Below are 24,709 nucleotides of genomic sequence, written 5' to 3' on the forward strand. Positions count from 1 at the left end.
CGAGCTCCTCCTGATCGACGCCGCTACCACCCCGCGGCAGTTCGCCAACGAGATCCGCTGGAACCAGGCCTACTACCGCCTGGCACGCGGCCTGTAGGACGGCCCACCGCCCGCGTGCCGCCCTGCGGGCGCGAGGCCCGGGACCGCCCGGAGGGGCCGCCGCCGTCCGCCGGACCACCGGCGGACGGCGGCCGTGCGCGCGGTTCCCGCGCCCTCCGGGGGCGCACGCCCCTGGCGGAGCGGCCCTCCTCCCCCCCGGTGCGGAGGGGCCGCAGTCGCCGTCGCCGGGCCGCGGGCGTCCGCCCGTCCCCCGGCGTACCGTGCGGCCCGGCTCGTGAGGTCACGGACACCCCGTCCGTCGGCGTGGCGCTGCCGGGGACGGCCGCGCCGCCCCGCGCCCCGTCCGGGGGAGGACGGCCCCGCGCGGGCATCGCCGGCGCCGGTCACCCGATCGCGGCTCCACCGGCCTGCCCCGCCCTGAGGACGGCCCTGCCCGGCACGGCTCGCGGGTCCCGGAGAGGCGCGGGCCGCGCACCCGATGCTGCTCGGCGGTGTCGGCCCCGCCCCCACATCTGCCCCTGCCTCCGCCTCCCCTGCCTCCGCCGTCGCCGCGGCGCCTCCGCCGGTCCCGGCCGCCGGGGCTGCGCGGATCCCGCACGTCCCCGGCCGCGTGGCGCGGTTCACGCCCGGTGCGGTGGTCTGCCGCCCGGCCTCCGGTGCGCCCTCCGTCCCCGCCGGGAACGCGCCGGCCGGTCAGCGAAACTTTCTGCGCACTCTCTTGACGCCCAATCAGTGAACGCTAACATTCGAGTGGTGGCGGGGTCGCCCGTACGTCGGACACCGCGTCAGGTGCGGAGGCGGGCGGGCCCCACGGGGCGCGTGTGCGCCCATGAGGACCGAGAGGCGGGCTTACCGCCTCCTGGCTGTGAGGACGCCGGGTCCGCCGGTGGGAGTACGGGGTGCGCCGACCCCTGGGATGGGGTCGTGCGGGCCAGTGCACGACACGTACGACGCAAGCGATATGTGAGCGCTAACAGACAACAAACGGGCTGCGAGGCCTTTCCGGACGGGATGTTTGTCATGGGTGCAGTGCGGTGTGGTCGGGCAGGTCGGGCGGCATACGGGACCGACGGGGCGGGCACGGTGGACGCGGCCGGCCGCAGCGGCGGCAGGCGGCGCGGGCTCGTACGCCGTTACGGGGCCGCCGCCGTCGTGCTGGCGGTGCTGGCGGGCGCGGCGGCCTGCAGCAAGAGCGGCGCGGGGGACTCCGGCTCGGGCGGCAGCGGCGGTTCGGCCGGGGGGACGGGCAAGGACGCGCCCGCCGTGACGATCCAGGGCGACATCACCTTCAACGACACGAATCTCGCCAAGCTGGACGCCGCCCTCAAGCAGGCGCTCCAGGGCAAGGACCTGTCGAAGCTGGACGAGGCGATGGTCGTGAACGTCGCCGTCGACTACTGGAACGCCGGCAAGATCGGCTTCAACAAGGGCCTGAAGGACCTCGGCGTCAAGGGCACCTACCAGGCCCCCGCGAACGGCCGGCTGGACCAGCAGCTGAGCATCATCCAGACGCTGCGCGGCCAGGGCATCACCGGTCTGAGCGTGTCCGCGATCGACCCGACCGCGATCAAGGCGCCGATCAGCTCGGCGAACAAGGCCGGCATCCCGGTCCTCGCCATCGACTCCCCGCTGCCCAAGGACGACGGCGCGGCGCTCTACCTCGGCACCCCCAACTACACGGCGGGCCAGAAGGCCGGCGAGGCGATGAAGCAGGCGCTCGGCGGGAAGGGCCAGGTCGTCGTCCTGGTCGGCTCGCTGACGACGTCCAACGCCGTGGAGCGCATCCAGGGCTTCGAGGACGCCCTCAAGGGCACGGACGTCAAGGTCGTGCAGAAGCTCAGCGACGGCATGGACGCCTCCAAGGCCCTGTCCAACGCGCAGACCGCGATCCAGACCAACCCGAACGTCAACGGCCTGTACGGCGTCTACTCCTACGACGGGCCGTCCGCCGGGCAGGCCGTGCAGGCGGCGGGCAAGACCGGCAAGGTCAAGATCATCTCCGACGACAGCGACCCGCAGACGCTGAACTTCATCAAGTCCGGCGTCATCCAGGCGACCGTCCTCCAGCAGCCCTACCAGCAGGGCTACACCGGCGCCTACCTGCTGACGGCCCTCAAGGTGCTGGGCGTGGACGCCACGATGGCCCTCGTCAAGCCCTACCTGGAGTCCGACGGCACGACGCTGAGCTCCGGCGTCGGCCTGGTCACGCAGGCCAACCTCAGCGACTACCAGGCCAAGCTCACCGAACTCGGCATCGGCTGATGGCGGCGGCTCCCACCGAGTCCGGGACGGCCTCCGCGACCGGCACCGCCGTCTCGCTGCGCGACGTCAGCAAGACCTACGGCCCGGTGAAGGTGCTGGACATCCCGCGGCTCGACCTGGCGCGCGGCCAGATCGTCGCCGTCGTCGGTGAGAACGGCGCGGGAAAGTCGACACTGATGGGCGTGCTGTCCGGCACGGTCACCCCGACGACCGGCGCGATCGAGATCGCCGGGCGGCCGCTCCAGCCCGGCCGCCCGGACCACGCGCGGGACATGGGCGTGGCCCTGGTCGCCCAGGAGTTCCCGCTCGTGGGCCAGCTGAGCGTCGCGGAGAACCTGCTGCTAGGCCGCCGTCCGCAGCGGGCGGCCGGCCGCGCCCTCGGCTCGTTCGTCGTCGACCGCGCCGGCACCCGCGCGGAGGCGCGGGCGCTGCTCGCCGAGGTCGGGGTGAGCGGGGTGGACGTCGACCGCCCGGTGGGCCGGTACCCGGTGCCGGTGCGGCAGATGATCGAGATCGCCAAGGCGTGGGGCCACCGCCCCGTCGTGCTGATCCTCGACGAGCCGACGTCCTCGCTCGGCCCGGTCGAGGCCGAACGGGTGCTGGCACTGGCCCGGCAGCACGCGGCGGCCGGCGGTGCGGTGCTCTTCATCGGGCACCGCCTCGACGAGGTGCGGTCGGTCGCCGACCGGGTGGTGGTGCTGCGCAGCGGCAAGCTGGTGGCGGACCTGACGCCCGCGGAGGCGACCGAGGAGCGGATGATCCGCGAGATGGTCGGCACCGAGCTGGCCCGCGCCGACCTCGCCCCGCCGCCGTCCGTCGAGCGGGTGGCCACGCTCAGCGTCCGCGGGCTGACCGCGGACGGCCTCGGCCCGGTCGACCTCGACGTGCACGCGGGCGAGATCGTCGGGGTCGCCGGGCTCATGGGCTCGGGCCGCAGCCGGCTGCTGCACACCGTGATGGGCGCGCAGCCGCGTACCGGCGGGACGGTGGCCTTCGAGGGCGCCGACTTCCGGCCCCGGCACCCGGCCGACTCCGTCGCCGCGGGGATCGGGCTGGTGCCGGAGGACCGCAAGGTGCAGGCGCTGCTGCCCGCGCACTCGGTGCGCTGGAACGTCACGCTCGCGACGCTGCGCCGCATCAGCCGCCACGGGCTGCTGCGCCCCCGGGCCGACAAGCAGCACGCGGCACGGATCGTCCGCGACCTCGGCGTACGGCTGCGCACCCAGGAGCAGCAGATCGGCTCGCTGTCCGGCGGCAACCAGCAGAAGGCGGTGTTCGGCCGCTGGCTCGCCGCCGAGCCGCGGCTGCTGCTGCTCGACGAGCCGACGCGCGGGGTGGACGTCGGGGCCAAGGCGGAGATCTACAGCCTCATCGACAGTGCCGCGCAGGACGGGCTGGCGGTGCTCGTGGCCTCCTCCGAACTGGAGGAGCTGCTCTGGATCTGCCACCGCATCGTGGTGATGGCGCGTGGCCGTGTCGTCGCCGACCTGCCGCGCGAGCGGTTCGGCAAGGAAGTGATCATGACCGCCGCGGCCGGCTCGGGCGCCGGACCCGCGGGCGGCGGTACGGGAGCCGGCGCGGCCGGCGGAGGGAAGGCACGCGCATGAAGGACGGCACGCCGATGAAGGACCGCATGCGCAAGAAGGAGAGCGCGGCGGCGGCCGCGGGCGCCGTACCCGCACAGCCGGGGCCGGGCGCGCCCGCCGCCGAGCGGCGCACCCCGCTGCTGCGGCGGCTCGTCGAGACGCCGGAGGTGGGGGTCGTCGCGGCCTGCGTGGTGGTCTTCGTCGCCCTGGCCCTCGACAAGTCGACCTTCGCGGGCGCGGTCAACCTCCAGGGCATGGGCTTCGACCTGGCGCAGTACGGGCTCATCGCGATCGGCGAGTCGCTCGTCATCCTGACCGGCGGCATCGACCTGTCGGTGGGCGCGCTGCTGGGCACCAGCGTGATCCTGATGTCCTGGTTCAACGTGCGCGCGGGCCTGCCGCCGGTGCTGGCCATCCTCGTCACGCTGCTGATCTGCGGCACCGTCGGGCTGATCCACGGGCTGGCCGTGACGCGGCTGAAGATGGCGCCCTTCGTGGTGACGCTGGTGACGTACACCGTCGCGCAGGGCGTCACGCTCGCGATCACCTCGGGCACCTCGATCACCGGCATCGGCGGGCTGTTCTCCGACCTCGGGCAGACGTACGTGGCCCAGGTGCCGCTGCCGCTCATCCTCTTCGTGGTCGTCGCGCTGGTGGCCTGGTTCTTCCTGGAGCGCACCTACACGGGGCGGCAGGTCTACGCGGTCGGCGGCAACGCGGAGGCCGCCCGGCTCGCCGGTATCCGCGGCGACCGGCGCATCATCTCGATGTACGTGACCAGCTCGCTGCTGTCGGCCTTCGCCGGGATCCTGGTGCTGGGCCGGATGGGCGTCGGCTCCGCGAGCGGCGTGGGCGTCGGCTGGGAGCTGTCGGCCATCGCCGCGGCCGTGATCGGCGGGGTGAGCCTGGTGGGCGGGCAGGGCCGGATCGTCGGCATCGTCGCGGGCACGGTGCTGCTCGAACTCATCAACAACGGGCTGACGACCCTCCAGATCAACTCCAACTACACCAACATCGTGCTCGGCTGCGTCCTCGGGCTGGCGATCACCGCCGACCGGCTGCGGGCCAGAAGCGTGGCGCGCCGCGGCTGAGTGACGCCGCGGACCCCATGCCGCGGCGGAGAGCCGGTCCGGAGCCGCACCCACCGGCGCCGGGCCGCCCTCCGGGCTGCCCGCACGCACCCGCGAGCGATCCCGGCCGCCCGGGAACCGTGCCGGGGCCGCACCGGCGGCCGTCCGGCCGGCACCATCCCCACCCCCCCACAGGAGGACCTCGTGTCCGTACTCGCAAGGATCCGCGCCCGCGGGCGGCTGCGCAGCATCGCGCTCGCCTTCGGCGCCACGGCCGCGCTGGTCGCCGGCGTACTGGCCGGCACCTCGCCGGCCTCGCAGGCGGCGGGCTCGCTGCCCTGCGACATCTACCAGTCGGGCGGCACCCCGTGCGTCGCCGCGCACAGCACCACCCGCGCCCTGTACGGCTCGTACAGCGGCTCGCTCTACCAGGTCCGGCGCTCCTCGGACAACGCCACGCTGAACATCGGCGTGCTGAGCGCCGGCGGCTACGCCAACGCCGCCGCGCAGGACTCCTTCTGTGCGGGCACCAGTTGCGTCATCACGGTCATCTACGACCAGTCCGGCCGCGGCAACAACCTCACCCAGGCCCCGCCCGGCGGCTTCAACGGGCCGGCGGCCGGCGGCTACGACAACCTCGCGAGCGCCACCGCCGCCCCCGTCACGGTCGGCGGGCACAAGGCCTACGGCGTCTTCGTCGCCCCCGGCACCGGCTACCGCAACAACCACACCAACGGGATCGCCACCGGCGACAACCCCGAGGGCATGTACGCGGTCCTCGACGGCACCCACTACAACGGCGGCTGCTGCTTCGACTACGGCAACGCCGAGACCGACAGCCACGACGACGGCAACGGCACGATGGAGGCCATCTACTTCGGCAACATCAAGGTGTGGGGCTACGGCTCCGGCAACGGGCCCTGGATCATGGCCGACCTGGAGAACGGCCTCTTCTCCGGGGTCAACCAGCACCTCAACTCCGGTGACCCCACCGTCAACTACCGCTTCACCACCGCGATCATCAAGGGCACCCACAACCAGTGGGCGATCCGCGGCGGCAACGCCCAGTCCGGCGGCCTGTCCACCTTCTACAGCGGGGTGCGTCCCAACGTGTCGGGCTACAACCCGATGAAGAAGCAGGGCGCGATCATCCTCGGCATCGGCGGTGACAACAGCGTCGGCGCCCAGGGCACCTTCTACGAGGGCGTCATGACGTCGGGCTACCCCTCGGACGCCACCGAGAACGCCGTCCAGTCCAACATCAACTCCGTGGGCTACACCGCGGGCTCCACGGGCGGCACCGGCGGCCTGACCGTCGGCAGCAAGACCTCGCTGCGCGCCACCACCTCGTGCTGCACCGGCGACTACCTCAAGCACGACGACAGCGACGCCAACGTCGTCATCGCGGGTGTCACGTCGTCGAGTTCGGCCACCGACAAGGGCGACGCGACCTGGATCGTCCGCGCGGGCCTGGCCAACAGCGCGTGCGTGTCCTTCGAGTCCGCCAACAAGTCCGGCCAGTACCTGCGGCACCAGAACTTCAAGTTCCAGATCCAGTCCAGCGACGGCAGCGACCTGTTCAAGCAGGACGCCACCTTCTGCGCGCAGAGCGGCCTGAACGGGCAGGGCCTGTCCTTCCCGTCCGTCAACTACCCCGACCACTACATCCGCCACTACAACTACTCGGTCTACCTGGCGTCCAACGGCGGCTCCAACGCCTGGGACTCCAGCACCTCCTACGCCGACGACGCGAGCTGGGCCGTCGCCTCGCCCTGGGCCCCCTGAGCCCTTCGCCGTACGACAGGGCCGTCCCCCCGCCGCCCGTGCGGGGGGACGGCCCGTCGGCACGGACGCGGTTCCGGGGTCGGGGCCGCGCCCGGACGGTCCGGGGGGCACGGCGTTCGTCGGGGTACGGGGGCGCGCGGGGCGCCCGGTACGTCCGCCGCGAGGCCGTGCCGTGAACCGGCCGCGCCTCACGGTTGTGCGATACACCTCCGGTTCGGGATACTCGTCCCCGAAGCTCTCGCGTGCCATGTCGCGCGTGCCGTACGGATGCCGAGGAGCAACCGCCGATGACCGCCGCCCCGCAGCAGGCGCAGACCCCCGACCCGGCGGCCCTCGCCCTGGAGATGCTCGCCCCCGGCGGCCGGGAGGACCCCTACCCGCTCTACGCCCGGGCGCTCGAGGCGGGGCCGGTCCTCGACGTCGGCGGCGGCCTCTACCTCGTGTGCGGCTACGACGCCGTCAACAGGGCACTGCGCAACCCCGCCTTCGGCGTCACCGGCGCGCAGGCCTCCCCCGAGGACCGCGACGCCCACGACGCGATCAGCCTGCTGGCCCGCTCCGTGCTGGAGAACGACCCGCCCGAGCACACCCGCATGCGCGCGCTCATGAACTCCGTCTTCACCCCGCGACGCGTCGCCGCCTACGAGCCGATGGTCGCGGCGGTCGTCGGCGAACTCCTCGACGGCCTCGCCGCGTCGGGCGCGGACGGCGCGCCCGTCGACTTCATGACCGCCTTCGCCTCACCGCTGCCGCTCACCGTCATCTGCGAGATGCTCGGCGTGCCCGCCGCCGACCGGCACCTCTTCCGTACCCTCGCCGCCGACCTCACGATCGCGCTGGAGTTCGTCGCCGACCCGGCGGCCCTGCTGCCCGCGGACGCCGCGGCCGTCCGGCTCGCCGGCTACTTCCGCGACCTCGTCGCCGAACGCCGGGCCCACCCGCGGGAGTCGGAGGACCTCGTCGGCGCCCTGCTGGCCGCCCGCGACTCCGACGACGGCCGGCTGTCCGAGGGCGAACTGCTCGCCAACCTCACGCTGCTGCTCGTCGCCGGTTTCGAGACCACCACCGACCTGCTCGGCAACGGTCTGCGGCTGCTCTTCGACCACCCCGAGGCGGCGGCGGGCCTGCGCTCCGGGCGGATCGCGGTCGGCTCCTTCGTCGAGGAGGTGCTGCGCTACGAGTCGCCCGTCCAGCTCACCACCCGTATCGTGCACGCGGACGGCCAGGAGCTGGCGGGCGTTGCGCTGCCGCGCGGCGCCCAGCTCGTGCTGCTGATCGGTGCCGCCAACCGCGACCCCGCGCGCTACGCGGACCCCGGCCGCTTCGACCCGGCCCGCACCGCGATCCGCCCGCTCAGCTTCGGCGCCGGCGCGCACGTCTGCATCGGCAACGGGCTGGCCCGGCTGGAGGCCGCCGTCGCCTTCCCCCTCCTGCTGTCCCGCTTCCCGGACCTCGCCCCCGGTCCCACCCCGCCGACCCGCCGCGACCGTGTCGTCCTGCGCGGTCACGGCACCTTCCCCGTCCTCGTCACGCCAGGGGCGCCCGCCGCCTGAGCAAGGCCGTGGGCGGGCCGCCGGGGCGATACGTGACCGATATGTACGACGACTTGACGCGAGGGCAACCTTGACACGAATGTGTGTGCTCTCCCCCCACGCTCCTGTTTTCGATCCCTTCAGGTTGGTAGGCCTTATGCGCGCCCTTCCTTCGGTCGCTGTCGCGGTAGCCGCCGCGGCGGCTACCGTGGTGTTCGCCCCCGCCGCTCTCGCGGCGCCCGGTGACAACGGCACCGTCAAGATCCACGACGCCAAGACCGGCGGCGAGGACACCAGCAACAACCCGCACGTCTGCACGTTCTACCTGGACGCCTTCAAGCAGGACGGCGGCCAGAAGGTCTCCTGGCAGATCGTCGACCAGCCGCCGACCGGCAAGGACAAGGTCGAGGCCGACGGCACCATCACGCTGGACGCCACCGGCCACGGCCGCACCGGCGACATGACCCTGCCGAACGGCCACTACAAGCTGCTCTGGACCTTCGAGGGCGAGCACGGCAAGGCCAAGCAGAAGGTCTTCTGGGTCGCGTGCACCGACTCCGGTTCGGCGGCCGGCGGCACGACCGCCGGCGGGACCACCGACGGCGGCACCCTCACCACCGGCGGGACGAGCGGTGGGGCGACCACCGGCGGCGCCGCGACGACCGGCGGGACGACCGCCGGCACCGCGACGACCGGCGCGACCACCGGCACGCCCTCCGCGAGCGCCTCCGCGTCCGCCTCGCCGTCCGGTGAGAGCACCGGCGACTCCGGCAGCCTCGCCGAGACCGGCGCGTCGGTCATCGGCCTGTCGGCCCTCGCCGCGGTCCTGCTGGCCGTCGGCGGCGCGGTGCTCTTCCGCCGCCGCGGCAGCCGCCAGCACTGACCCGCGCGCACGCCGCGCGACAGCACCACCCGCACGCAGCGGTGCCCGCCCCGGACCGGGGCGGGCACCGCTGCGTGCTTTTCGCGCGCATGCCGCCGCACCCCCGCGGGGGCGTCGCGGCGCACCGGCCGGCCCCGGGGGGAGCCGCCGCGGGCCGCACGGCGCCCGTACCGGAATTCCGCGTTCCGGTGATGTTGCGTCAGGTTCCTGACGTGCAACGGAAAGCGCCCCGCCGGCGGGTGCGATGGCACACCGTCACCTCGCGTTCCCCAAGCGTTCAGCTTCCGGCCGGTGCAGGTGTTCTTGTTGCCTCCCTAGGGTCCCTTGAGGCTTCGGAAGAAAGGGACTCATGGACGCAACCGCAGTCCGGGCCCGCGGGATCACCAAGTGCTTCGGGGAGGTCGTCGCTCTCGACGGCGTCGACCTGGACGTGGCGCAGGGGCAGATCCACGGCCTGGTGGGACCGAACGGGGCCGGCAAGACGACGCTGCTCGGCCTCCTACTGGGACTGTCCGTCGCCGACAGCGGCCGGCTGGAGATCCTGCGCACCCCCGTCGGGCGGGCGCTCGCCACCCCCGACGGCGTCGCCGGCTTCGTGGACGGGCCGGGCCTCTACCCCTCGCTCACCGCCCGGCAGAACCTCGCCGCCCTCGCCGCACTGCGCGGCGCGGGCACCGGCAGCGGCGGCTCCGCCATCGGCGGCGCGCTCGACCAGGTCGGCCTCACCGACGTCGCCGACGACCGGGTCCGCGGCTTCTCCCTCGGCATGCGGCAGCGCCTCGGGCTCGCCGCGGCCCTGCTGACCCAGCCGCGGCTGCTGGTCCTCGACGAGCCGTCCAACGGCCTGGACCCGGCGGGCAAGAAGCACGTGCACGGCGTGCTCACCCGGCTGGCGGAGGCCGGCACGAGCGTCGTCGTCTCCAGCCACCGGATGGACGACCTGGAGGCGCTGTGCTCCGAGGTCACCATCCTCGCCACCGGCCGGGTCGTCTTCTCCGGTCCCATGAGAAAACTCGCCGCCGAGAGCCGCGAACTGGACTACCGGCTGCTCACCTCCGACGCCCGGGCCACCCGGGAGGCGGCCGCCGCCGTCGCCGGGGTCCGCGTCGTCGAGGAGTCCGTGGAATGGCGTGGCGCCGAGGCGCTGGTGGTCCGCGCGCCGGTCCCCGCCCTGGACGAACTGGTCGCCGCGGTGGTGTCCGCGGGCGTCGCCGTCCGCGAACTCGCCCCCGTCGTCTCTCCCCTGGAGGCGGCCTTCCTGGCGCTGACCGGGACGCAGGACGACAGGGACGCCGCGAAGGAAGAGAAGGAGGCCGTCCGATGACCGCGACCGCCCCGGCCCCCGCTCCCGGCAGGCAGGCGGCCGCGCCGCGCCGCGTACCGGTCACCCGCGGCTACCGCTTCGAACTGGTCAAACTGGCCTCCCAGTGGCGCATCCGGCTGCTGGTGCCGGTCTGCTGGATCGTGCCCGCGCTCTTCGTCGTCGCGGTGGGCCGGCAGAGCACGCTGCCCACCGACACCCTGTTCGGCCGCTGGATGCACGCCACCGGGTGGGCCGGCTCGCTCGTCGTCCTCGGCTTCTCCGGCACCTGGGCGCTGCCGCTGCTCACCGCCGTCGTCGCCGGCGACGTCTTCGCCTCCGAGGACCGGCTCGGCACCTGGCGGCACCTGCTCGTCGCCGTGCGCTCACCGCGGCGCATCTTCGCCGCCAAGGCGCTCGCCAGCCTCACGGTCATCGTGCTGATGGTCGCCGGGCTGTGCGCGTCCGGCATCGCCGGCGGCCTGATCGCCGAGGGCAACCACGCTCTGGTCGGACTCGACGGCCATCTGCTCACGCCCTCCGGCGCCGCCGGGCGCGTCCTGCTGGCCTGGGCGTGCGTGCTCGCCCCGACCCTCGCGCTCGCCGCGATCGGCCTGATCGGCTCCATCGGGCTCGGCCGCTCCCCGATGGGGCTGCTGCTGCCCGCGCTCGCCGCCCTCGCGATGCAGCTCGCACAGATGCTGCCGCTGCCGGTCGCGGTGCGGACGGCGCTGCCCGGCTACGCGTTCATCGCCTGGAACGGCCTGTTCACGAGCCCCGCCCAGCTCACCCCGCTGATCGTCGCCGTCGCGGTGTCGCTGGCCTGGGCGGTGGCCGGCACCCTGCTGGCCTACCGGCTGTTCCTGCGCCGCGACTTCACCAACCCCACCGACGACGCGTCCGCGCGGCGCGCCGTCACCGGCGGGCTCGTGCCGCTCGCGGTGCTGTGCGGTGTCACGGTGGGCGCCGTCGCCGTGGCGACCCCCTCCACCGGCTCGGGCATCGACCAGCACAAGATCCAGCGCTCGGTCGCGACCGCCTTCGCCCACCTCTACCGGATCCAGACCTCCGAGCTGAACCGGCCCGCCGTCACGGAAGCGCAGCTGCGGGTCACCGCGGCCTGCAACCGGGGCGGCGGGCAGGTCTCGGCCGACGGGCCGGGCAACGACTGGCGCTGCGTCGTGACCTGGCATCTCCCTGGCGTCGAAGCCCCTGGTCAGGCCATCTACCAGCTCGACGTCACCGCGGACGGGCGGTACGTCGCCGACGGCGACGGACCGAAGGAAGTGAACGGCTACTTCCTGGTGCGCACCCATCAGGGTGACGCACCGAACCCGCTCTGGCAGTTCGACGGCAACGTCGATCTGCTCCACACCTCCTGAAAGGCAAACCCATGCAGGTAACGCGCAACCGCAGGCGTGTCGAGAGGGTGGGATTCCTCTCGAAACACGTCGGCCAACGCGTGCCCCTGGTGACGGCGGGAGTCACCGCGCTCGCGGTCGCCGCCACGGGAACGGCGTTCGCCACGACCAGCGGGTTCGGCACCCAGCAGGTCGGGCAGGACACCAAGGACGGCACCGTCGTCTCCAGCGACCAGTACCTCGCCCCGTACGGCGACCGGCTCGTCATCAACAACGGCAAGATCATGTCGTCCACGGTCAGCCCGGACGGCACCCACCTCGCCGCGTCGGTCACCGACGGCGGTGTGGCGCTGGCGGTCGTGGACCTCAAGGCGGGCAAGGTCCAGCAGCTCGTCGGCAACTCCGCGTCCGCGAACCTGCGGATCAAGGGCAACGACGTCGGGCAGGAGGGCCCGACGTACTCGCCCGACGGCAAGCAGCTGTGGCTCGGCCAGACGGACGGCTACACCCGCTTCACGGTGAACGACGACGGCACGCTGTCCAGCCCCGTCGCCGTCCCGATCCCGGCGAACGGCAGCAAGCACGCGCTGGCCGCCGCCGCGGTCTTCTCCGCGGACGGCTCCACCGTCTATTCGGCGGTCAACGGCCAGAACCGCGTCGTCGCCATCGACGCCGCCACCGGCGCGATCACCCGGAGCTGGGCGACCGGCAACGCGCCGCGCGGCCTGGCCCTCGTCGGCGGCAAGCTCTACGTGAGCAACGAGGGCGGCCGCACCGCCGAGCCGGGCGAGAGCACCATCAACTCCTACGGCACGCAGGTCCCGGCCAGCCCGGTGACCGGCGCCACCACGACCGGCACCGTGAGCGTCATCGACGTGGCCGACCCGGCCGCCGCCGTCGGCAGCATCGACGTCGGCCTGCACCCGACCGCGCTCCACGCCCACGGCACGACGCTGTTCGTGACCAACACCGCCACCAACGGCGTGTCGGTCATCGACACCGTGCGCGGCAAGGTCGTGCAGACCATCGCCACCCAGCCGTGGCCGCAGGCCGGTGTCGGCTACGAGCCCGACGCGGTGACGCTGACGGACGACGGCCACCTGCTGGTGACGCTGGGTCGCGCGAACGCGGTCGCCGTCTACCGCTTCACCTCCGCGCAGGAGCCGGTCAGCTACGTCGGCCTGCTCCCGACGGACTACTTCCCGGCCGAGATCGCGACGGTCGGCAACAAGATCGTGGTGTCCAACACCCGCGGCATCGACGCCCGCCGCCCCACCACCGCGGCCGGCCACGCGACCCACGACACCACGTCCAGCCTGACCACCTTCACGCTGCCGAGCGACAAGGTGATCCGGTCCGAGACGTCGAAGGTCTTCACGCAGAACGGCTGGACCGGGGACAACGTCAAGAACGCCCCCGGCAACCACAAGGGCAGGAAGCCCGTGGCCGTCCCGGCCCGCCTCGGCGACCCGTCGACGATCCAGCACGTCTTCCTGATCGTCAAGGAGAACCGGACGTACGACCAGCTCTTCGGGGACATCCCGGAGGGCAACGGCGACCCGGCGCTCGCGGAGTTCGGCGAGAACGTCACGCCCAACCAGCACGCCCTCACCCAGCAGTTCGGGCTGTACGACAACACCTACGACATCGGTACGAACTCCGCCGAGGGCCACAACTGGCTCATGCAGGCCGACAACCCGGAGTACACCGAGTCCTCCGCCGGTGAGTACCTGCGCAGTTACGACACCGAGGACGACGCGCTCGGCCACCAGAAGAGCGGCTTCCTGTGGACCGGCGCGCAGGCGGCCGGCAACACCGTCCGCGACTTCGGCGAGTTCCAGCAGTTCCTGACCAAGCCGGCCGCGGCCACCTGGCAGAACCTGTACTGCGACGCCAAGTCGATGGACGCCACGGGCGCGCCGACCCAGTACCCGCTGGACTCCTCGTCGCCGATCCCGTCGCTCAACGACGTGTCGGTGCACGGCTTCCCGAAGTTCGACACCTCGGTGCCGGACATCTACCGCGAGCAGCTGTGGGAGCAGGACTTCGCCGCGAACGGCCCGGCGAACCTGAACATGTTCTGGCTGTCCAGCGACCACACCGGCGGCCCGGCGAACGCCGCCGCGCAGGTCGCCGACAACGACCTCGCGGTCGGCCGGATGGTCGACACCATCTCGCACAGCACGTACTGGAAGAACTCGGCGATCTTCGTCGTCGAGGACGACTCGCAGGCGGGCCTGGACCACGTCGACGGCCACCGCGCCCCGGTCCAGATCATCAGCCCCTGGGCGCAGCACGGCGCGGTCGACAGCCACTACTACTCGCAGATCACCCTGATCCGCACGATCGAGCAGATCCTCGGCGTCCAGCCGATGAACCAGAAGGACACCGCGGCCACGCCGATGACCGGTGCCTTCACCTCGACGCCTGACTACACGCCCTTCACGGCGCTGCCCAACCGCACCTCGCTGACCGCCGGCCTGGCCACCCAGCCCTCCTGCGGTGCGGACACCCCGGCCGCCCAGGACCCGGCCGCGGCGCCCGCGCCCTCCGCCGTCGTCCCGGCCGCCGAGAAGGCCACGGCCGCCAAGTGGGACAGCTGGAAGTCCAAGCAGCGGCTGACCGGCCCGACCGCCGTACCCGACTACGCCAACCCCGCGCAGATGAACCACTTCACGTGGTACCAGACGCACGACTGGAAGAAGCCGTACCCGGGCGAGAGCAGGATCTTCGCCCCGCAGGACGTGCCCGGCGCGTTCATCCCGTCCACGGAGAACGACGACTGACGCTCCACCGGAGACGGCCCCCGCCCGGCGCGCACCGCGCCGGGCGGGGGCCCTTCGGCTGCCCGGGCCCGCCGGACGGCGGTGCGGGATGCCACCATGCGGGGATGCTGCTGACACCTGAGAACACGCTCTTCGTCCGCGGGAGGACGCCCGTGCTGCTGCTGGCCGGCGCGTCCGTGCACGGCGCCCTCCCGGTGGTGGGGCGGGAGATACCGCGGCCCGCGGGATGGAGCGTGCTGCCGCGGCTGACGATGTGCGTCGTCGACGGGCCGGGCGAGCACGGGCTCGTGATCCCCGCGGCGGCCGCGCCCGTACTGCCCTCGGCGGACGACTCCGCGTACCGGGAAGGCCACGGGGACGGGGGCGCCGGCATGGACGGCTGGTGCGCCGACGCCGAAGCCGCCGGCGGCGTCCTGGTGCTGTCGCTGCCGCAGTTGCCCGCCGAACCGGACCTCGCGGCGCTGACGGCCGCGGGATCCGCCCGCGGCGGCTTCCTGCCGCTCGCCGGCTGAGGCGGTCAGGCCAGCCGGGCCAGGGCTTCGCGGACGGGCGTGACGGCGTCCTCCGCGCCGATCCGTCGGCCGACTTCGGCCGCCCGCGCGGCGTAGCCGGGCTCCGCCACGGCCTGCCGGACGGCGTCGCCGAGCGCGCCGGCGGTGACGCCCGCGCCCGGCCGGGGTGCGCCCCGGCCCGCACGGGCGGCCCGACGGCCGCGGCGGGCGCGCATGCCGAGCCGTCCGCCGTCCGCCGCGCCGTCCGGGGGCGCGCCCCGCGGCGGCCGCCGCTCAGGGGCACGGCGCGCCGCGCCGGCGGGCGGCGCTTCCGGCGCCGGGGCGGTAGCCGGCCAGGGTCTGCGGGTCGGGCGCGAAACGCCACTGCCCGGCGGTGAGGCGGAGGGTGCTGCTGCCGCTCGTGCCCCCGTGGGTCCAGCTGACGCGGAAGGTGTCCGTGCCGGTGCGGGAGCCGCCGCCGAGGACGTACGGGACGCCCAGTGCGGGACGGCACCGCGCGCCGGCCCGGACGAACTCGGCCTGCGGGACGGCCCGCTGGGCGTCGGGGGTCCACAACTGCCAGGCGCCCGGCCAGTCGCCGCCGGACAGCCGGCCGAACTCCTGCCGGGCGACGGCGTAGGCGTGCTGCGCGGCGACGGCGTCCGCGTCGCTGCCGCCGTGCGTCGCGCCGGGCCGTACGGCCGCCACGGCGGCCACCGCCGCGGCGGCCACGCCGAGGGCCGCCCACCGTTTCGGTACGCGCACCACCGCGCACCCCTCCTTTCGTGGGACGGGAAGCCGGGAGCCGGGGGCGGGCGCCACACGCACCGGGCGCCCGTCCCCGGGTCCGGCCGGGGGCTGCCGGAACAGCCCCCGGCCGTCAGTTGGTGAGGCGGGCGGTGCCGTAGTGCTCGATCAGCGCCTCGTTGGCCTTGAGGTCCAGGTCGGCCGTGAACCTCAGCGAGTCGCGGATCCGGTCGTTGCTGATCGCCGGGGACGGGACCCCGCCGAAGGTGTACGTGAAGGACTGGCCGGGGGCGATCTGGCGCTCCGCGAGCGTGACGTCGTGGAAACCGAGCCGGGCGACGTAGAACGACGTCCCGTCGCCGCGCGGCACCTCCAGGTAGTCCTGCTGCGGGTGGCCGTACGCCTGGGTGGCGGAGTAGCTGTGGTCGTCGGAGCCGGACGGGGCCCGGAAGACCAGCACCGCGCAGTCGGTGGACAGCGTCTGCGAGGAGGTGTTGGTGAAGACGAAGTTCCAGTTCCCGTACCACTGGCTGCCGGAGAAGGTGACGTGTTCGGACAGTCCGACGTTGCTGCTGAACTGCGTGGTCAGCGGCTCGCTGAGAACGGGGTTGGCGCCGCTGAGCGGGTGGTCGGCGCCGTTGGCGCAGCGCTCCAGGGAGGAGCTGTAGTCGGAGGGCCGGCCGGTCGCGGTGGCCTGCGTCCAGACGGCCGGGCCGGAACTGACGGCGGTGGTGGTGTCGGGGTCGGCCGAGGCCGTACCGCCACCGGCGAAGGTGGCGAGTCCGGCGAGCAGGGCCACGGTGCCGAGGCCGGCGGCGACGCCGAACCCGGTGAACTTTGCGCGCATGGTGAGGTCGATCCCTTCGATCGCGAACGAGCAGGCGTGCGGCCCGCGGCGGGCACCGCGGGCCGGTGGGGGCACGGCGGCACGGTGCGCTGCACCGGCCGCTGTTGCCTCGTCGACGCGTACGGCGCTCGGACGCCTGCGGGCGCGGAGGGGCGCCGGCGGTGGCCGGCCGTTCCTCCGCACGGCACCCGAGCGGGGTTGCCCAGTACGGTGGCAGCCGCCGCAAGCCGGCGCAAGGGTCTGGACCAATAAGGTCTGGACCTTTACCTGTCGTTCCTGGTCGCCGGCTTGCCGCGCGTCCCGACTTCGGTGCGGCTGCCGGGAATTGGTCTACACCACAATGGTCGGCAACACCCCAGGACGGCACCCTGACAACGTCGGTCACCCGGCGGGCCGGTCTGCCCGCACGGCCGCCCAGCACGGCCCCGGAGGTGCCGTGCGCGCCCGGGGACGCGATCGCGCCACCCGCCGGGCGGCGGATGGCGCGATCCGGTTCCCGCGCGGCACCCCCGTCACTCGTTGCGCGCGTTCTCCGGCCCCGTGACGCGCGCCAGCAGCGGCAGCGTCGCGCCGATCGCGGCGAGCGCGGCGGCGATCCCGCCGGCGACCATGGCGTAGTACTCCCCGCCCGGCGGCTGGAGCGAGTAGCCCAGCTGCGCCTTCAGGAAGAGCTGGGCGGCCAGGAACCCGGTGCCGATCGCCACCACCGCGACCGCCAGCATCGGCACCGCGCTCTCCAGCAGCACGACCTGGCGCAGCGTCCGCAGCCGCACCCCGGTGAGCCGCAGCAGGCTGAAGGGCCGTTTGCGGTCGCCGAGCCCGCCCGCCACCGCGACCGCGAGGCTGCACCCGGCCACCGGGAAGCTCACCGCGATGACGATGTCCGCCAGCTGCCGGTAGCCGTCGAGCTTCGCCGACTGCTCGCTGCGCTCCTCGGCGACGGTGTAGGGCGGGGTGTCCGCCGGGTAGGCGCGGGCCAGCAGCGTCCGCACGGTCTCGACGGCGGCCTGCGAGCCGTCGGTGGTGACGGCGATCTGCATCACCGGCATGCGCCGCAGCTCGTCCGGCGTGGTCGCGGCGGCCGGCCAGCGCGACGGCCACGGCCGGTTCCTGAACAGGCCGTAGCTGTCGACATCGGCGTTGAAGGACGCCGTCCGGGCTCCCTCCGGGCAGGCTCCGTACACCGGGGTGGCGGCCAGCTGCGCGCAGTCCACGACGCCGCCGCTGTAGGGGGCGCTGCGTCTGCCGCCCGTCGGATCGGCGTGCACGACGAGGACGCCCCCGACCCCGGGCACCGCGCGCAGCGCCGCGAGCAGGCTGTCCGGCGGGGTGGGGACGGTGCCGACCGAGCGGTCGTGGACGAACGCCCGGTGGTCGCCGGCGACGGTGTCGCGTACGGCCCTGCCGATGCCCGGCAGCCCGCGCTCGTGCACGATCGCGTCGATCACCCCGACCGCGGTCGTCGTCACGCACAGCGCGAGGACCAGTCCGCTGACCGCCCGGAAGCCGGCCTTGGGGTCGTCGGACAGCCGCCGCCCGGCGACCAGTCCGGCCGCGCGCCGGGCGCGCGCGGCCATCAGCCGGGCGCCCGCCATCGTCAGCCACGGCCCGGCCGCCACCAGCCCGCCCAGGACCAGCAGGATGCCGGGCAGGAAGGCCCGCACCTGCCCGGTGCTGGTCGGCGGGCGGTGGCCGATGAAGCACGCCAGCTCCACCAGCCCCGCCACCAGCGGGACGAGCCGGTAGGCGCGCGGCGGGCGCGGCGTGGCCCGGCGGGTGACGCCGAGCGGCGAGATCCGCACCCGGCGCAGCGCGAGCCGGGCCGACACCGCCGCCGCGAGCGGCACCCCCGCCGCGACGGCCACGACGTCGGCGGCGGACAGCGACAGGTCGGACAGGAAGAAGGGCGTGCCCGTGAAGTCGATCCGCACCAGCAGCGGGCGCAGCAGCGCGTACAGGCCGAAGCCCGCGGCGACCCCCGCGGCCGCCGCCACCGTCGACTCGACCGTCGCGACCACCGCGATCTGCCGGGGTGTCGCCCCGACCAGCCGCATCGCCGCGAACCGCTGCTCGCGGGCGGCGGCGGACAGCCGGGTGGCGGTGCCGATGAGCACCAGCACCGGGAAGATCATGGCCGCGGCGACGACCGAGAGGATCAGCTTCATCCCGTTGTCGTTGGTGCCCACCACGCAGCTCGGTCCGCTGCAACTGCTCGGCGAGAGCGAGGTGATGGCCCTCACTTCGGTCGCGTCGCGCTGCCCGGCGAGCTCGGCCGGGCGGCGGCCGATGACGACGACGAGCGAGTCCGGGCCGGGCAGCGCCTCCTTGCCGACCGTTCCGGCGAGCCTGCCCGGGTAGCGGTCGGCGAGCTGCGCGGCCGGGGTGTCCCGCAGCAGCTCCGCCATCGCGGGCGAGGCGTAGAACTCGCCCGGCCCCGGCAGGTGCGTCATGCCCGGCGGTACGGGGGAGTGCGGCCCGGTCGCGGCCACGTCGACCCGGCCCACCAGCCTGCCCTGGAAGTGGTCCGCCTCGACCCGCCACCACAGCGGGTCGGCGCCCGGCTGGGCCGGGGCCGCCACCCGGCCGGTGTTGAGCCACGCGTTGCGGGCGTTCTGCGTGCCGGTCGCGTTGAGGGCGGCGAGGGTGGCGAGCAGCATGCCGACGCCGAGCGCGACGGCGGCCGCGATGACGAGCAGCCGCAGCAGGGCGTCCCGGCCCGTTCCGAGGGCCATCCGCAGGCCCAGCCGTATCACGTCCGGCTCCCGCCGAGCGCCGGGGTGGTGACGCGGCCGTCGCGCACCATGACCTCGCGGTCGGCGCACGCGGCGACCCGGGCCTCGTGCGTGACGATGACCGCCGTGGTGCCGTTCTCCCGGACGGTGCCGACCAGCAGCTCCATGACCTGCTCCCCGGTGAGCGAGTCCAGCGCTCCGGTCGGCTCGTCGGCGAACAGCACGTCCGGGCTGCCCGCCATCGCGCGGGCCAGCGCGACGCGCTGGGCCTGACCGCCCGACAGCTCCCCGGAGCGGCGCCGCTCCAGCCCCTCCAGGCCGAGGCGCGCGAACCAGCCGCGCGCCTCCGCGAGCGCCGGCCCGCGCCGCTTCCCGCTCAGCAGCAGCGGCATCGCGACGTTCTCCTCCGCCGTCAGCTCCGGGACGAGCTGGCCGAACTGGAAGAGGAAGCCGAAGCGGTCGCGGCGCAGCTCGCTGCGCTCCGGTTCGCGCATCCGGTCCACCCGGCGGCCGTCGAAGAGCACCTCGCCGCCGTCCGGGACGAGGATCCCGGCCAGGCAGTGCAGCAGCGTCGACTTGCCCGAGCCGCTCGGCCCCATGATCGCCACGATCTCCCCGCGCGCCACCGCGAGGTCCGCCCCGCGCAGCGCGGGCGTCTGCCCGAAGGCCAGCTCGACCCCGCGCGCCTCGACGAAACCGGCGCTCATCCCAGCACCTCCTGCGCGAGCGCGGACAGCCGGGCCTGCGTGACGTCGATCCACCGCAGGTCGGCCTCCAGCCGGAACATGCTGTGGTCCGCGAGCAGTTTGTCCACCAGCGGCCCGTTCCGCTTGACCTCCGTCAGCTCGCGCATCCTCCGCACGTGCGCGGCCCGCTGCACGTCCAGGTACGCCGACGCGTCGCGCTCCAGCATCAGCGCGAGCACGACCTTGGTGAACAGTTCCGTCTGCAGGTGCTGCTCGGTCTCCACCGGCTCGCCGAGCCATGTCTCGACCTCCGTGGCCCCCTGATCGGTGATCACGTACCGCTTGCGCTCCGGCCCCGCCCCCGGCTCCGCGGCCCCCACCACCACCTTCCCGTCCCGGGCCAGCCGCCCGAGCGTCGAGTACACCTGCCCCAGCAGCAGCGGCTTGCCGGGGCTGAAGTACGTGTCGTAGTCCCGCTTGAGGTCGTATCCGTGGCTCGACTGCCGTTCCAGGAGCCCGAGAAGCGTCATCGGTACGTTCACACTCCGTGTATACACTGAGTGTGCACACTCGGTCAACGAGGGTGGCGGCGGGCGTCACGAGGGGTTCCCCGTGCGCCGATCGGGTTGCGGCGTGTGCGCCGACGGAGGGGCTTCGCGGCAGGGCTCGGTTGCGCGGGGGTGCGCGGGGAGGAGAGTCGGCGGCCAGGGAATCGTTCCGCGAACCGCCGGGGGCGCCCGGCGGCGTCCCCGAGCAGGAAGGCCGTCATGCTGCCGTTCGCCACGCCGAAGCCGTTGACCACCCTCGCCCTCACCGCCGGGGCCGCCGCCCTGAGCCTGCTCGGCGCCGTGCCCGCGGGCGCGTCCGCCGCGGGCCCGCCGAGCCAGGCCGCGCCGGCCACCGCGCGGAGCGGCTCCGTCGACGGGCAGGTCGTCTCCAGCGTGCCGCTGCGCATCCGGGCCGCGGCGACCACCGACTCGGCGGTCCTCGGCAGCTACCCGCCCGGCGCCGTCGTCCACCTCTCGTGCAAGGTCGACGGCCAGAACGTCGACGGCAATCCGCGCTGGTACAAGCTGTACGACCGCACCGGCTGGCTCGCCGCCCGCTACGTCGTCAACCTCGGCGCCGTGCCCTGGTGCTGACCCCGCCCGGGAGCCCCGCGTGACCGCCGCGCACGGCGGCCGTACGTCCCCGTACGGCCGCCGTGCGCGGTCGGCGTGTCAACGGAAGCGGCGGAGGAGGACCGGAAGTGACGGCGGGCAGAGGACCGGGCCGCTCGGGGGGCGCGGGGCGGCGATCGAGCGAACGGGTGGACCGGCTCTACCGCACCCTCCTGCGGCGCCGGAAGCAGTCGCTGGGTCCCGGGGACGTCGCCGTCGCCGACCTGCCGAAGGTGCGGCTCGCCGTGACGGCGGCCGCGCTCGGCAACACCATGGAGTGGTTCGACTTCGGTGTCTACGCCTACCTCGCCGACACCCTCGGCAAGGTCTTCTTCCCCTCCAGCTCGCCCGGCACCCAGGTCATCTCGACCTTCGCGACCTTCGCCGCCGCCTTCGTCGTCCGCCCGCTCGGCGGCCTGGTCTTCGGCCCGCTCGGCGACCGGATCGGCCGGCAGCGGGTGCTGGCGATCACCATGATCATGATGGCGGTGAGCACCCTCGCGGTCGGCCTGCTGCCGACGTACGCGGCCGTGGGCCTGCTCGCGCCGGTGCTGCTCCTGGTGTGCCGGCTCGTGCAGGGCTTCTCCACCGGCGGCGAGTACGCCGGCGCGACCACGTACATCGCCGAGTACGCGCCCGACCGGCGCCGCGGCTTCCTCGGCAGCTGGCTCGACTTCGGCACCTTCATCGGCTACTCGGCCGGCTCCGGCCTGGTCACCGTGCTGACCGTCACCCTCGGCGCCGACGACCTGCGGGCCTGGGCCTGGCGCATCCCCTTCCTGGTGGCCGGGCCGCTCGGCGTGACCGGTCTCTACATGCGGCTCAAGCTGGAGGACACCCCCGCCTTCAAGGCGGAGGTCGAGCAGGCGGCCCACTCCGTACCGGGCGGGCGCAGCCCGGTCGACGAGGCCCGGCAGTCCGGGCGCGGCCGGCTCAGGGACATCTTCACCGGCCACTGGCAGGCCATCATGATCTGCATCGGCCTGGTGCTTCTCTACAACGTCACGAACTACATGGTGACGTCCTACCTGCCGACCTACATGACCTCCACGCTCGGCTTCGGCGACACCACCGCGCAGCTGCTCGTGCTCGCCACCATGCTGCTGGTGGTGCTCACGATCACGGCGGTGGGCCGCACGTCCGACCGGTGGGGGCGGCGGCCCGTCTTCATGGCCGGCAGCGTCGCACTCGTCGTCCTCTCCGCGCCCGCGTTCCTCCTCATCCGGCAGGGCGGCATCGCGCTCCCCGCTGTCGGCTGCGCGATCCTGGGCCTGCTGCTCGCCTCCTTCGCGGGCACCTCGGCGGCCACGCTCCCCGCGCTCTTCCCGACCCGCATCCGCTACGGGGCCCTGTCGATCGCCTTCAACATCTCCGTCTCGCTCTTCGGCGGCACCACCCCCCTGGTCGCCTCGGCGCTGGTGGAGGCGACGGGTGACGCGATGGTGCCCGCGTACTACCTGATGGCCGCGGGAGTGGTCGGCTGGGTGTCGGCGCTCCACCTGCGCGAGACGGCGGGCAAACCGCTGTCCGGCTCGCGCGCGATGGTCGAGACGCACGGCCAGGCCCGGCGCCTCGTCGCCCGCAGCCGCACGGCGGCCGGCCGGCACGCCCGCGACGTCTGGCTGCGCATCCGCGGGCCGCGCCGCTCGCGGCGGTAGCGGTGGGGGCGGTGACCTCCGGGGGACCCGGGGAAACCGCGCGCAACCGGCCGGCGCCGGGCGGCCGCGTGCCCCCGGCCGGCACTCACGCCCCGTCCCGTACCGCGGCGCCCAGCACCCGCAGGCCCGCGGCGCTCAGCGCCGCCGTCGCCGTCGCGGCGGCCGCGGCGACGGCGAAGCCCCCGCGGGCGCCGAGGGCGTCGACCGCCCAGCCGGAGACCGCCGCCGCCGCGGCCGAGCCCGCGGCACTCGCGGAGCCGAGCCAGGAGAAGGCCTGCGTCAGCACGAGCGGGTCGACGGTCCCCTCCGCCAGCAGGGAGAAGAGGGCCAGCAGCGGTGGCACGGCGGCGCCCGTCACCAGCACGGCGAGCCCGAGCGCGACGGGCGAGCCGGCGGTGAGCAGCAGCACCCCGCCAAGTGTCAGCACACCGGTGGCCACGAGCAGCTGTACGGGCGGCGCGGCCCGCCACCGGCGCAGCCCGTACAGCCAGCCGGCCAGCAGGCCGCTGCCGCTGGAGACCGCGAAGAGCGGGGCCGCCGCGCCCGGGACGCCGTGCTCGACCGCGAAGGCGGCGACCGACACCTGCACGGCGCCGAACCAGACGCCGATGCCGAGACTGAGGCCGAGCAGGACGAGGAGGCCGCCGCTCAGCAGCGTCCGGCCCGCGCGGGCGTGCGCGGCGCGGTCGGACGTGTGCGGGGGAGCGCTGCCGCGCCGGGCGGTGAGCAGCAGCCCGCCGCCGACCGTCAGGGACGTGGCCAGCGCGCTGCCGGCCGCCGGATGCCCGGCTGCCGCAAGGGCGCTGACCAGCGCCGGGCCCACGAGGTAGGACACCGCGTTGCCGACCGACTCCAGCGCGAAGGCCGCGGGCAGCTCCGCGGCCCGGCCCCCGCGCAGCAGGGTCGCCCAGCGCGCCGCGGACATCGCCGGGAGTTGCGGCACGCTCGCCCCCACCGCGGCGCCGCCCAGTGCGAGCAGCGGGCGCGGGGCGTCCGCGGCGGCCAGGCCCACGAGCGCGGCCACCGCGGCGGCGTGCCCGAGCAGGGCGGGCGGCAGCACCCTCGCCTGCCCGAACCGGTCGGCGAGCCGGGCCAGCTGGGGCGCCCCCACCGCCTCGGCCACCGCGAAGCCGCCGCTCACCACCCCGGCGGCGGCGAAGGAGCCGGTCCGGTCGTGCACGAGCCAGACGATGCCGAGTCCGGTCATGGCGCCGCCGACACGTCCCAGCAGTGCGGGCAGGAAGAACGCCGCGGCCCCGGGGGTACGCAGCAGGGCACGGTAGTTCGCCGTCGACACGGCGATTCCCTCTCGCCGCCCGGCGGGGCGGCCCCCGGGCCGCCGGTGCCCGTGCGTACCGACCCGTGGACGACCGCCTGGAGCCGTCCAGTTGTGGCGCGGAGAGGGGACACGCGCCCCGCACCGACTCCCTCACCGGGCAGAAGTCCTGTGATCGCTTCTCCGGCCCCGGAAGCGGGGCCGGTCAGCATCGAAGAGCATGCGGCGGCCGAAGTCAACCGCCTGCCCCCCGGCGGGGGGCGGGGCGCCGCGCTGCCTCGCGGACGGCGCAGCTCCGGGCCCCCGCGTCCGTCCGCGACGGACGGCTGACGGCGGGTCGGCGCCGCGGAGCAGCCGGACGGGCCCCGCAGGGGACTCCCGTGCGGGGCGCACGCGCCGGACGGGGAAGCGGCATGCTGGAAGGAGGAGGAACGCGGGCAGACCGGTCGCCGCGCCGAGGGCGGGGGACCGGCAGGAAGGCGGTGGT

19 protein-coding genes are annotated in these 24,709 nt (G+C 74.4%); 12 read left to right on the forward strand and 7 right to left on the reverse strand.

The genetic code is table 11. The annotated features are described in order from the left end of the window. Positions 1–1,143 precede the first annotated feature (1,143 nt). From ACH4SE_RS34260 to ACH4SE_RS34305, 10 genes are all read left to right on the forward strand, one after another. Entirely contained in the window at positions 1,144–2,322 is a 1,179-nt protein-coding gene (locus ACH4SE_RS34260) for a substrate-binding domain-containing protein (RefSeq protein ID WP_398547477.1), read from the forward strand. Continuing rightward, complete coding sequence (locus ACH4SE_RS34265) at positions 2,322–3,929, forward strand: sugar ABC transporter ATP-binding protein (RefSeq protein ID WP_398547478.1); 1,608 nt, start codon at positions 2,322–2,324, stop codon at positions 3,927–3,929. Before ACH4SE_RS34260 ends, ACH4SE_RS34265 begins: the two co-directional genes overlap by 1 nt. Further along, entirely contained in the window at positions 3,926–4,999 is a 1,074-nt protein-coding gene (locus tag ACH4SE_RS34270) for an ABC transporter permease (protein WP_398547479.1), read from the forward strand. Before ACH4SE_RS34265 ends, ACH4SE_RS34270 begins: the two co-directional genes overlap by 4 nt. A gap of 183 nt (positions 5,000–5,182) precedes the next feature. Next, positions 5,183–6,763 carry an alpha-L-arabinofuranosidase B gene (locus tag ACH4SE_RS34275; protein ID WP_398547480.1) on the forward strand — a complete coding sequence of 527 codons (1,581 nt, stop codon included), beginning with the start codon at positions 5,183–5,185 and terminating at the stop codon, positions 6,761–6,763. Positions 6,764–7,050: 287 nt separating this feature from the next. Beyond that, positions 7,051–8,316: a cytochrome P450 gene (locus tag ACH4SE_RS34280; protein WP_398547481.1), complete on the forward strand. Its 1,266-nt coding sequence runs from the start codon at positions 7,051–7,053 to the stop codon at positions 8,314–8,316. A gap of 136 nt (positions 8,317–8,452) precedes the next feature. Beyond that, positions 8,453–9,178: an LPXTG cell wall anchor domain-containing protein gene (locus ACH4SE_RS34285; protein WP_398547482.1), complete on the forward strand. Its 726-nt coding sequence runs from the start codon at positions 8,453–8,455 to the stop codon at positions 9,176–9,178. A 349-nt stretch (positions 9,179–9,527) separates the two neighbouring features. Further along, entirely contained in the window at positions 9,528–10,502 is a 975-nt protein-coding gene (locus ACH4SE_RS34290; protein WP_398547483.1) for an ABC transporter ATP-binding protein, read from the forward strand. Further along, positions 10,499–11,860, forward strand: a complete 1,362-nt coding sequence (locus tag ACH4SE_RS34295) for an ABC transporter permease (RefSeq protein ID WP_398547484.1) — start codon at positions 10,499–10,501, stop codon at positions 11,858–11,860. Before ACH4SE_RS34290 ends, ACH4SE_RS34295 begins: the two co-directional genes overlap by 4 nt. Positions 11,861–11,871: 11 nt before the next feature. Then, a complete protein-coding gene (locus ACH4SE_RS34300; protein WP_398547485.1) occupies positions 11,872–14,625 on the forward strand; it encodes an alkaline phosphatase family protein in 2,754 nt (917 codons plus the stop codon). 104 nt (positions 14,626–14,729) lie between these two features. After that, positions 14,730–15,137: a hypothetical protein gene (locus tag ACH4SE_RS34305; protein ID WP_398547486.1), complete on the forward strand. Its 408-nt coding sequence runs from the start codon at positions 14,730–14,732 to the stop codon at positions 15,135–15,137. Between the two features lie 5 nt (positions 15,138–15,142). On the opposite strand, the gene ACH4SE_RS34310 is transcribed toward ACH4SE_RS34305, so the two are convergent. The 6 genes from ACH4SE_RS34310 to ACH4SE_RS34335 all read right to left on the reverse strand — a co-directional run bounded on the left by ACH4SE_RS34310 (position 15,143) and on the right by ACH4SE_RS34335 (position 20,670). After that, positions 15,143–15,352 carry a hypothetical protein gene (locus ACH4SE_RS34310; RefSeq protein ID WP_398547487.1) on the reverse strand — a complete coding sequence of 70 codons (210 nt, stop codon included), beginning with the start codon at positions 15,350–15,352 and terminating at the stop codon, positions 15,143–15,145. A 58-nt stretch (positions 15,353–15,410) separates the two neighbouring features. Then, positions 15,411–15,881: a hypothetical protein gene (locus ACH4SE_RS34315; RefSeq protein WP_398547488.1), complete on the reverse strand. Its 471-nt coding sequence runs from the start codon at positions 15,879–15,881 to the stop codon at positions 15,411–15,413. 115 nt (positions 15,882–15,996) lie between these two features. Continuing rightward, positions 15,997–16,710: a hypothetical protein gene (locus tag ACH4SE_RS34320; protein WP_398547489.1), complete on the reverse strand. Its 714-nt coding sequence runs from the start codon at positions 16,708–16,710 to the stop codon at positions 15,997–15,999. A 512-nt stretch (positions 16,711–17,222) separates the two neighbouring features. After that, entirely contained in the window at positions 17,223–19,463 is a 2,241-nt protein-coding gene (locus ACH4SE_RS34325) for an FtsX-like permease family protein (protein ID WP_398547490.1), read from the reverse strand. After that, complete coding sequence (locus ACH4SE_RS34330) at positions 19,460–20,149, reverse strand: ABC transporter ATP-binding protein (RefSeq protein WP_398547491.1); 690 nt, start codon at positions 20,147–20,149, stop codon at positions 19,460–19,462. Before ACH4SE_RS34330 ends, ACH4SE_RS34325 begins: the two co-directional genes overlap by 4 nt. Continuing rightward, a complete protein-coding gene (locus tag ACH4SE_RS34335; RefSeq protein ID WP_398547492.1) occupies positions 20,146–20,670 on the reverse strand; it encodes a PadR family transcriptional regulator in 525 nt (174 codons plus the stop codon). Before ACH4SE_RS34335 ends, ACH4SE_RS34330 begins: the two co-directional genes overlap by 4 nt. Before the next feature lie 225 nt (positions 20,671–20,895). Between ACH4SE_RS34335 and ACH4SE_RS34340 the strand changes: the two genes are divergently transcribed. Next, the gene (locus ACH4SE_RS34340; RefSeq protein WP_398547493.1) at positions 20,896–21,270 is read left to right on the forward strand and encodes an SH3 domain-containing protein; all 375 of its coding nucleotides are present in this window, start codon (positions 20,896–20,898) and stop codon (positions 21,268–21,270) included. Between the two features lie 167 nt (positions 21,271–21,437). After that, positions 21,438–22,946 (forward strand): glycine betaine/L-proline transporter ProP, encoded by a 1,509-nt coding sequence (gene proP, locus ACH4SE_RS34345; protein ID WP_398547541.1) that lies wholly within the window; start codon positions 21,438–21,440, stop codon positions 22,944–22,946. An 85-nt stretch (positions 22,947–23,031) separates the two neighbouring features. Here the strand turns inward: proP and ACH4SE_RS34350 are convergent, their stop codons facing one another. Next, positions 23,032–24,243, reverse strand: a complete 1,212-nt coding sequence (locus tag ACH4SE_RS34350; protein ID WP_398547494.1) for an MFS transporter — start codon at positions 24,241–24,243, stop codon at positions 23,032–23,034. Positions 24,244–24,709: the final 466 nt, after the last annotated feature.

The organism is Streptomyces sp. NPDC020983, assembly GCF_044333485.1.
Taxonomy (GTDB): Bacteria; Actinomycetota; Actinomycetes; order Streptomycetales; family Streptomycetaceae; genus Actinacidiphila.

Excerpts from the sequence above, each read along its gene's own strand:
- ACH4SE_RS34265 (WP_398547478.1), top strand. The coding sequence starts at position 2,322 with ATGGCGGCGGCTCCCACCGAGTCCGGGACGGCCTCCGCGACCGGCACC.
- ACH4SE_RS34270 (WP_398547479.1), top strand. The coding sequence starts at position 3,926 with ATGAAGGACGGCACGCCGATGAAGGACCGCATGCGCAAGAAGGAGAGC.
- ACH4SE_RS34280 (WP_398547481.1), top strand. The coding sequence starts at position 7,051 with ATGACCGCCGCCCCGCAGCAGGCGCAGACCCCCGACCCGGCGGCCCTC.
- ACH4SE_RS34285 (WP_398547482.1), top strand. The coding sequence starts at position 8,453 with ATGCGCGCCCTTCCTTCGGTCGCTGTCGCGGTAGCCGCCGCGGCGGCT.
- ACH4SE_RS34290 (WP_398547483.1), top strand. The coding sequence starts at position 9,528 with ATGGACGCAACCGCAGTCCGGGCCCGCGGGATCACCAAGTGCTTCGGG.
- ACH4SE_RS34295 (WP_398547484.1), top strand. The coding sequence starts at position 10,499 with ATGACCGCGACCGCCCCGGCCCCCGCTCCCGGCAGGCAGGCGGCCGCG.
- ACH4SE_RS34300 (WP_398547485.1), top strand. The coding sequence starts at position 11,872 with ATGCAGGTAACGCGCAACCGCAGGCGTGTCGAGAGGGTGGGATTCCTC.
- ACH4SE_RS34305 (WP_398547486.1), top strand. The coding sequence starts at position 14,730 with ATGCTGCTGACACCTGAGAACACGCTCTTCGTCCGCGGGAGGACGCCC.
- ACH4SE_RS34310 (WP_398547487.1), bottom strand. The coding sequence starts at position 15,352 with ATGCGCGCCCGCCGCGGCCGTCGGGCCGCCCGTGCGGGCCGGGGCGCA.
- ACH4SE_RS34320 (WP_398547489.1), bottom strand. The coding sequence starts at position 16,710 with ATGCGCGCAAAGTTCACCGGGTTCGGCGTCGCCGCCGGCCTCGGCACC.
- ACH4SE_RS34330 (WP_398547491.1), bottom strand. The coding sequence starts at position 20,149 with ATGAGCGCCGGTTTCGTCGAGGCGCGCGGGGTCGAGCTGGCCTTCGGG.
- ACH4SE_RS34340 (WP_398547493.1), top strand. The coding sequence starts at position 20,896 with ATGCTGCCGTTCGCCACGCCGAAGCCGTTGACCACCCTCGCCCTCACC.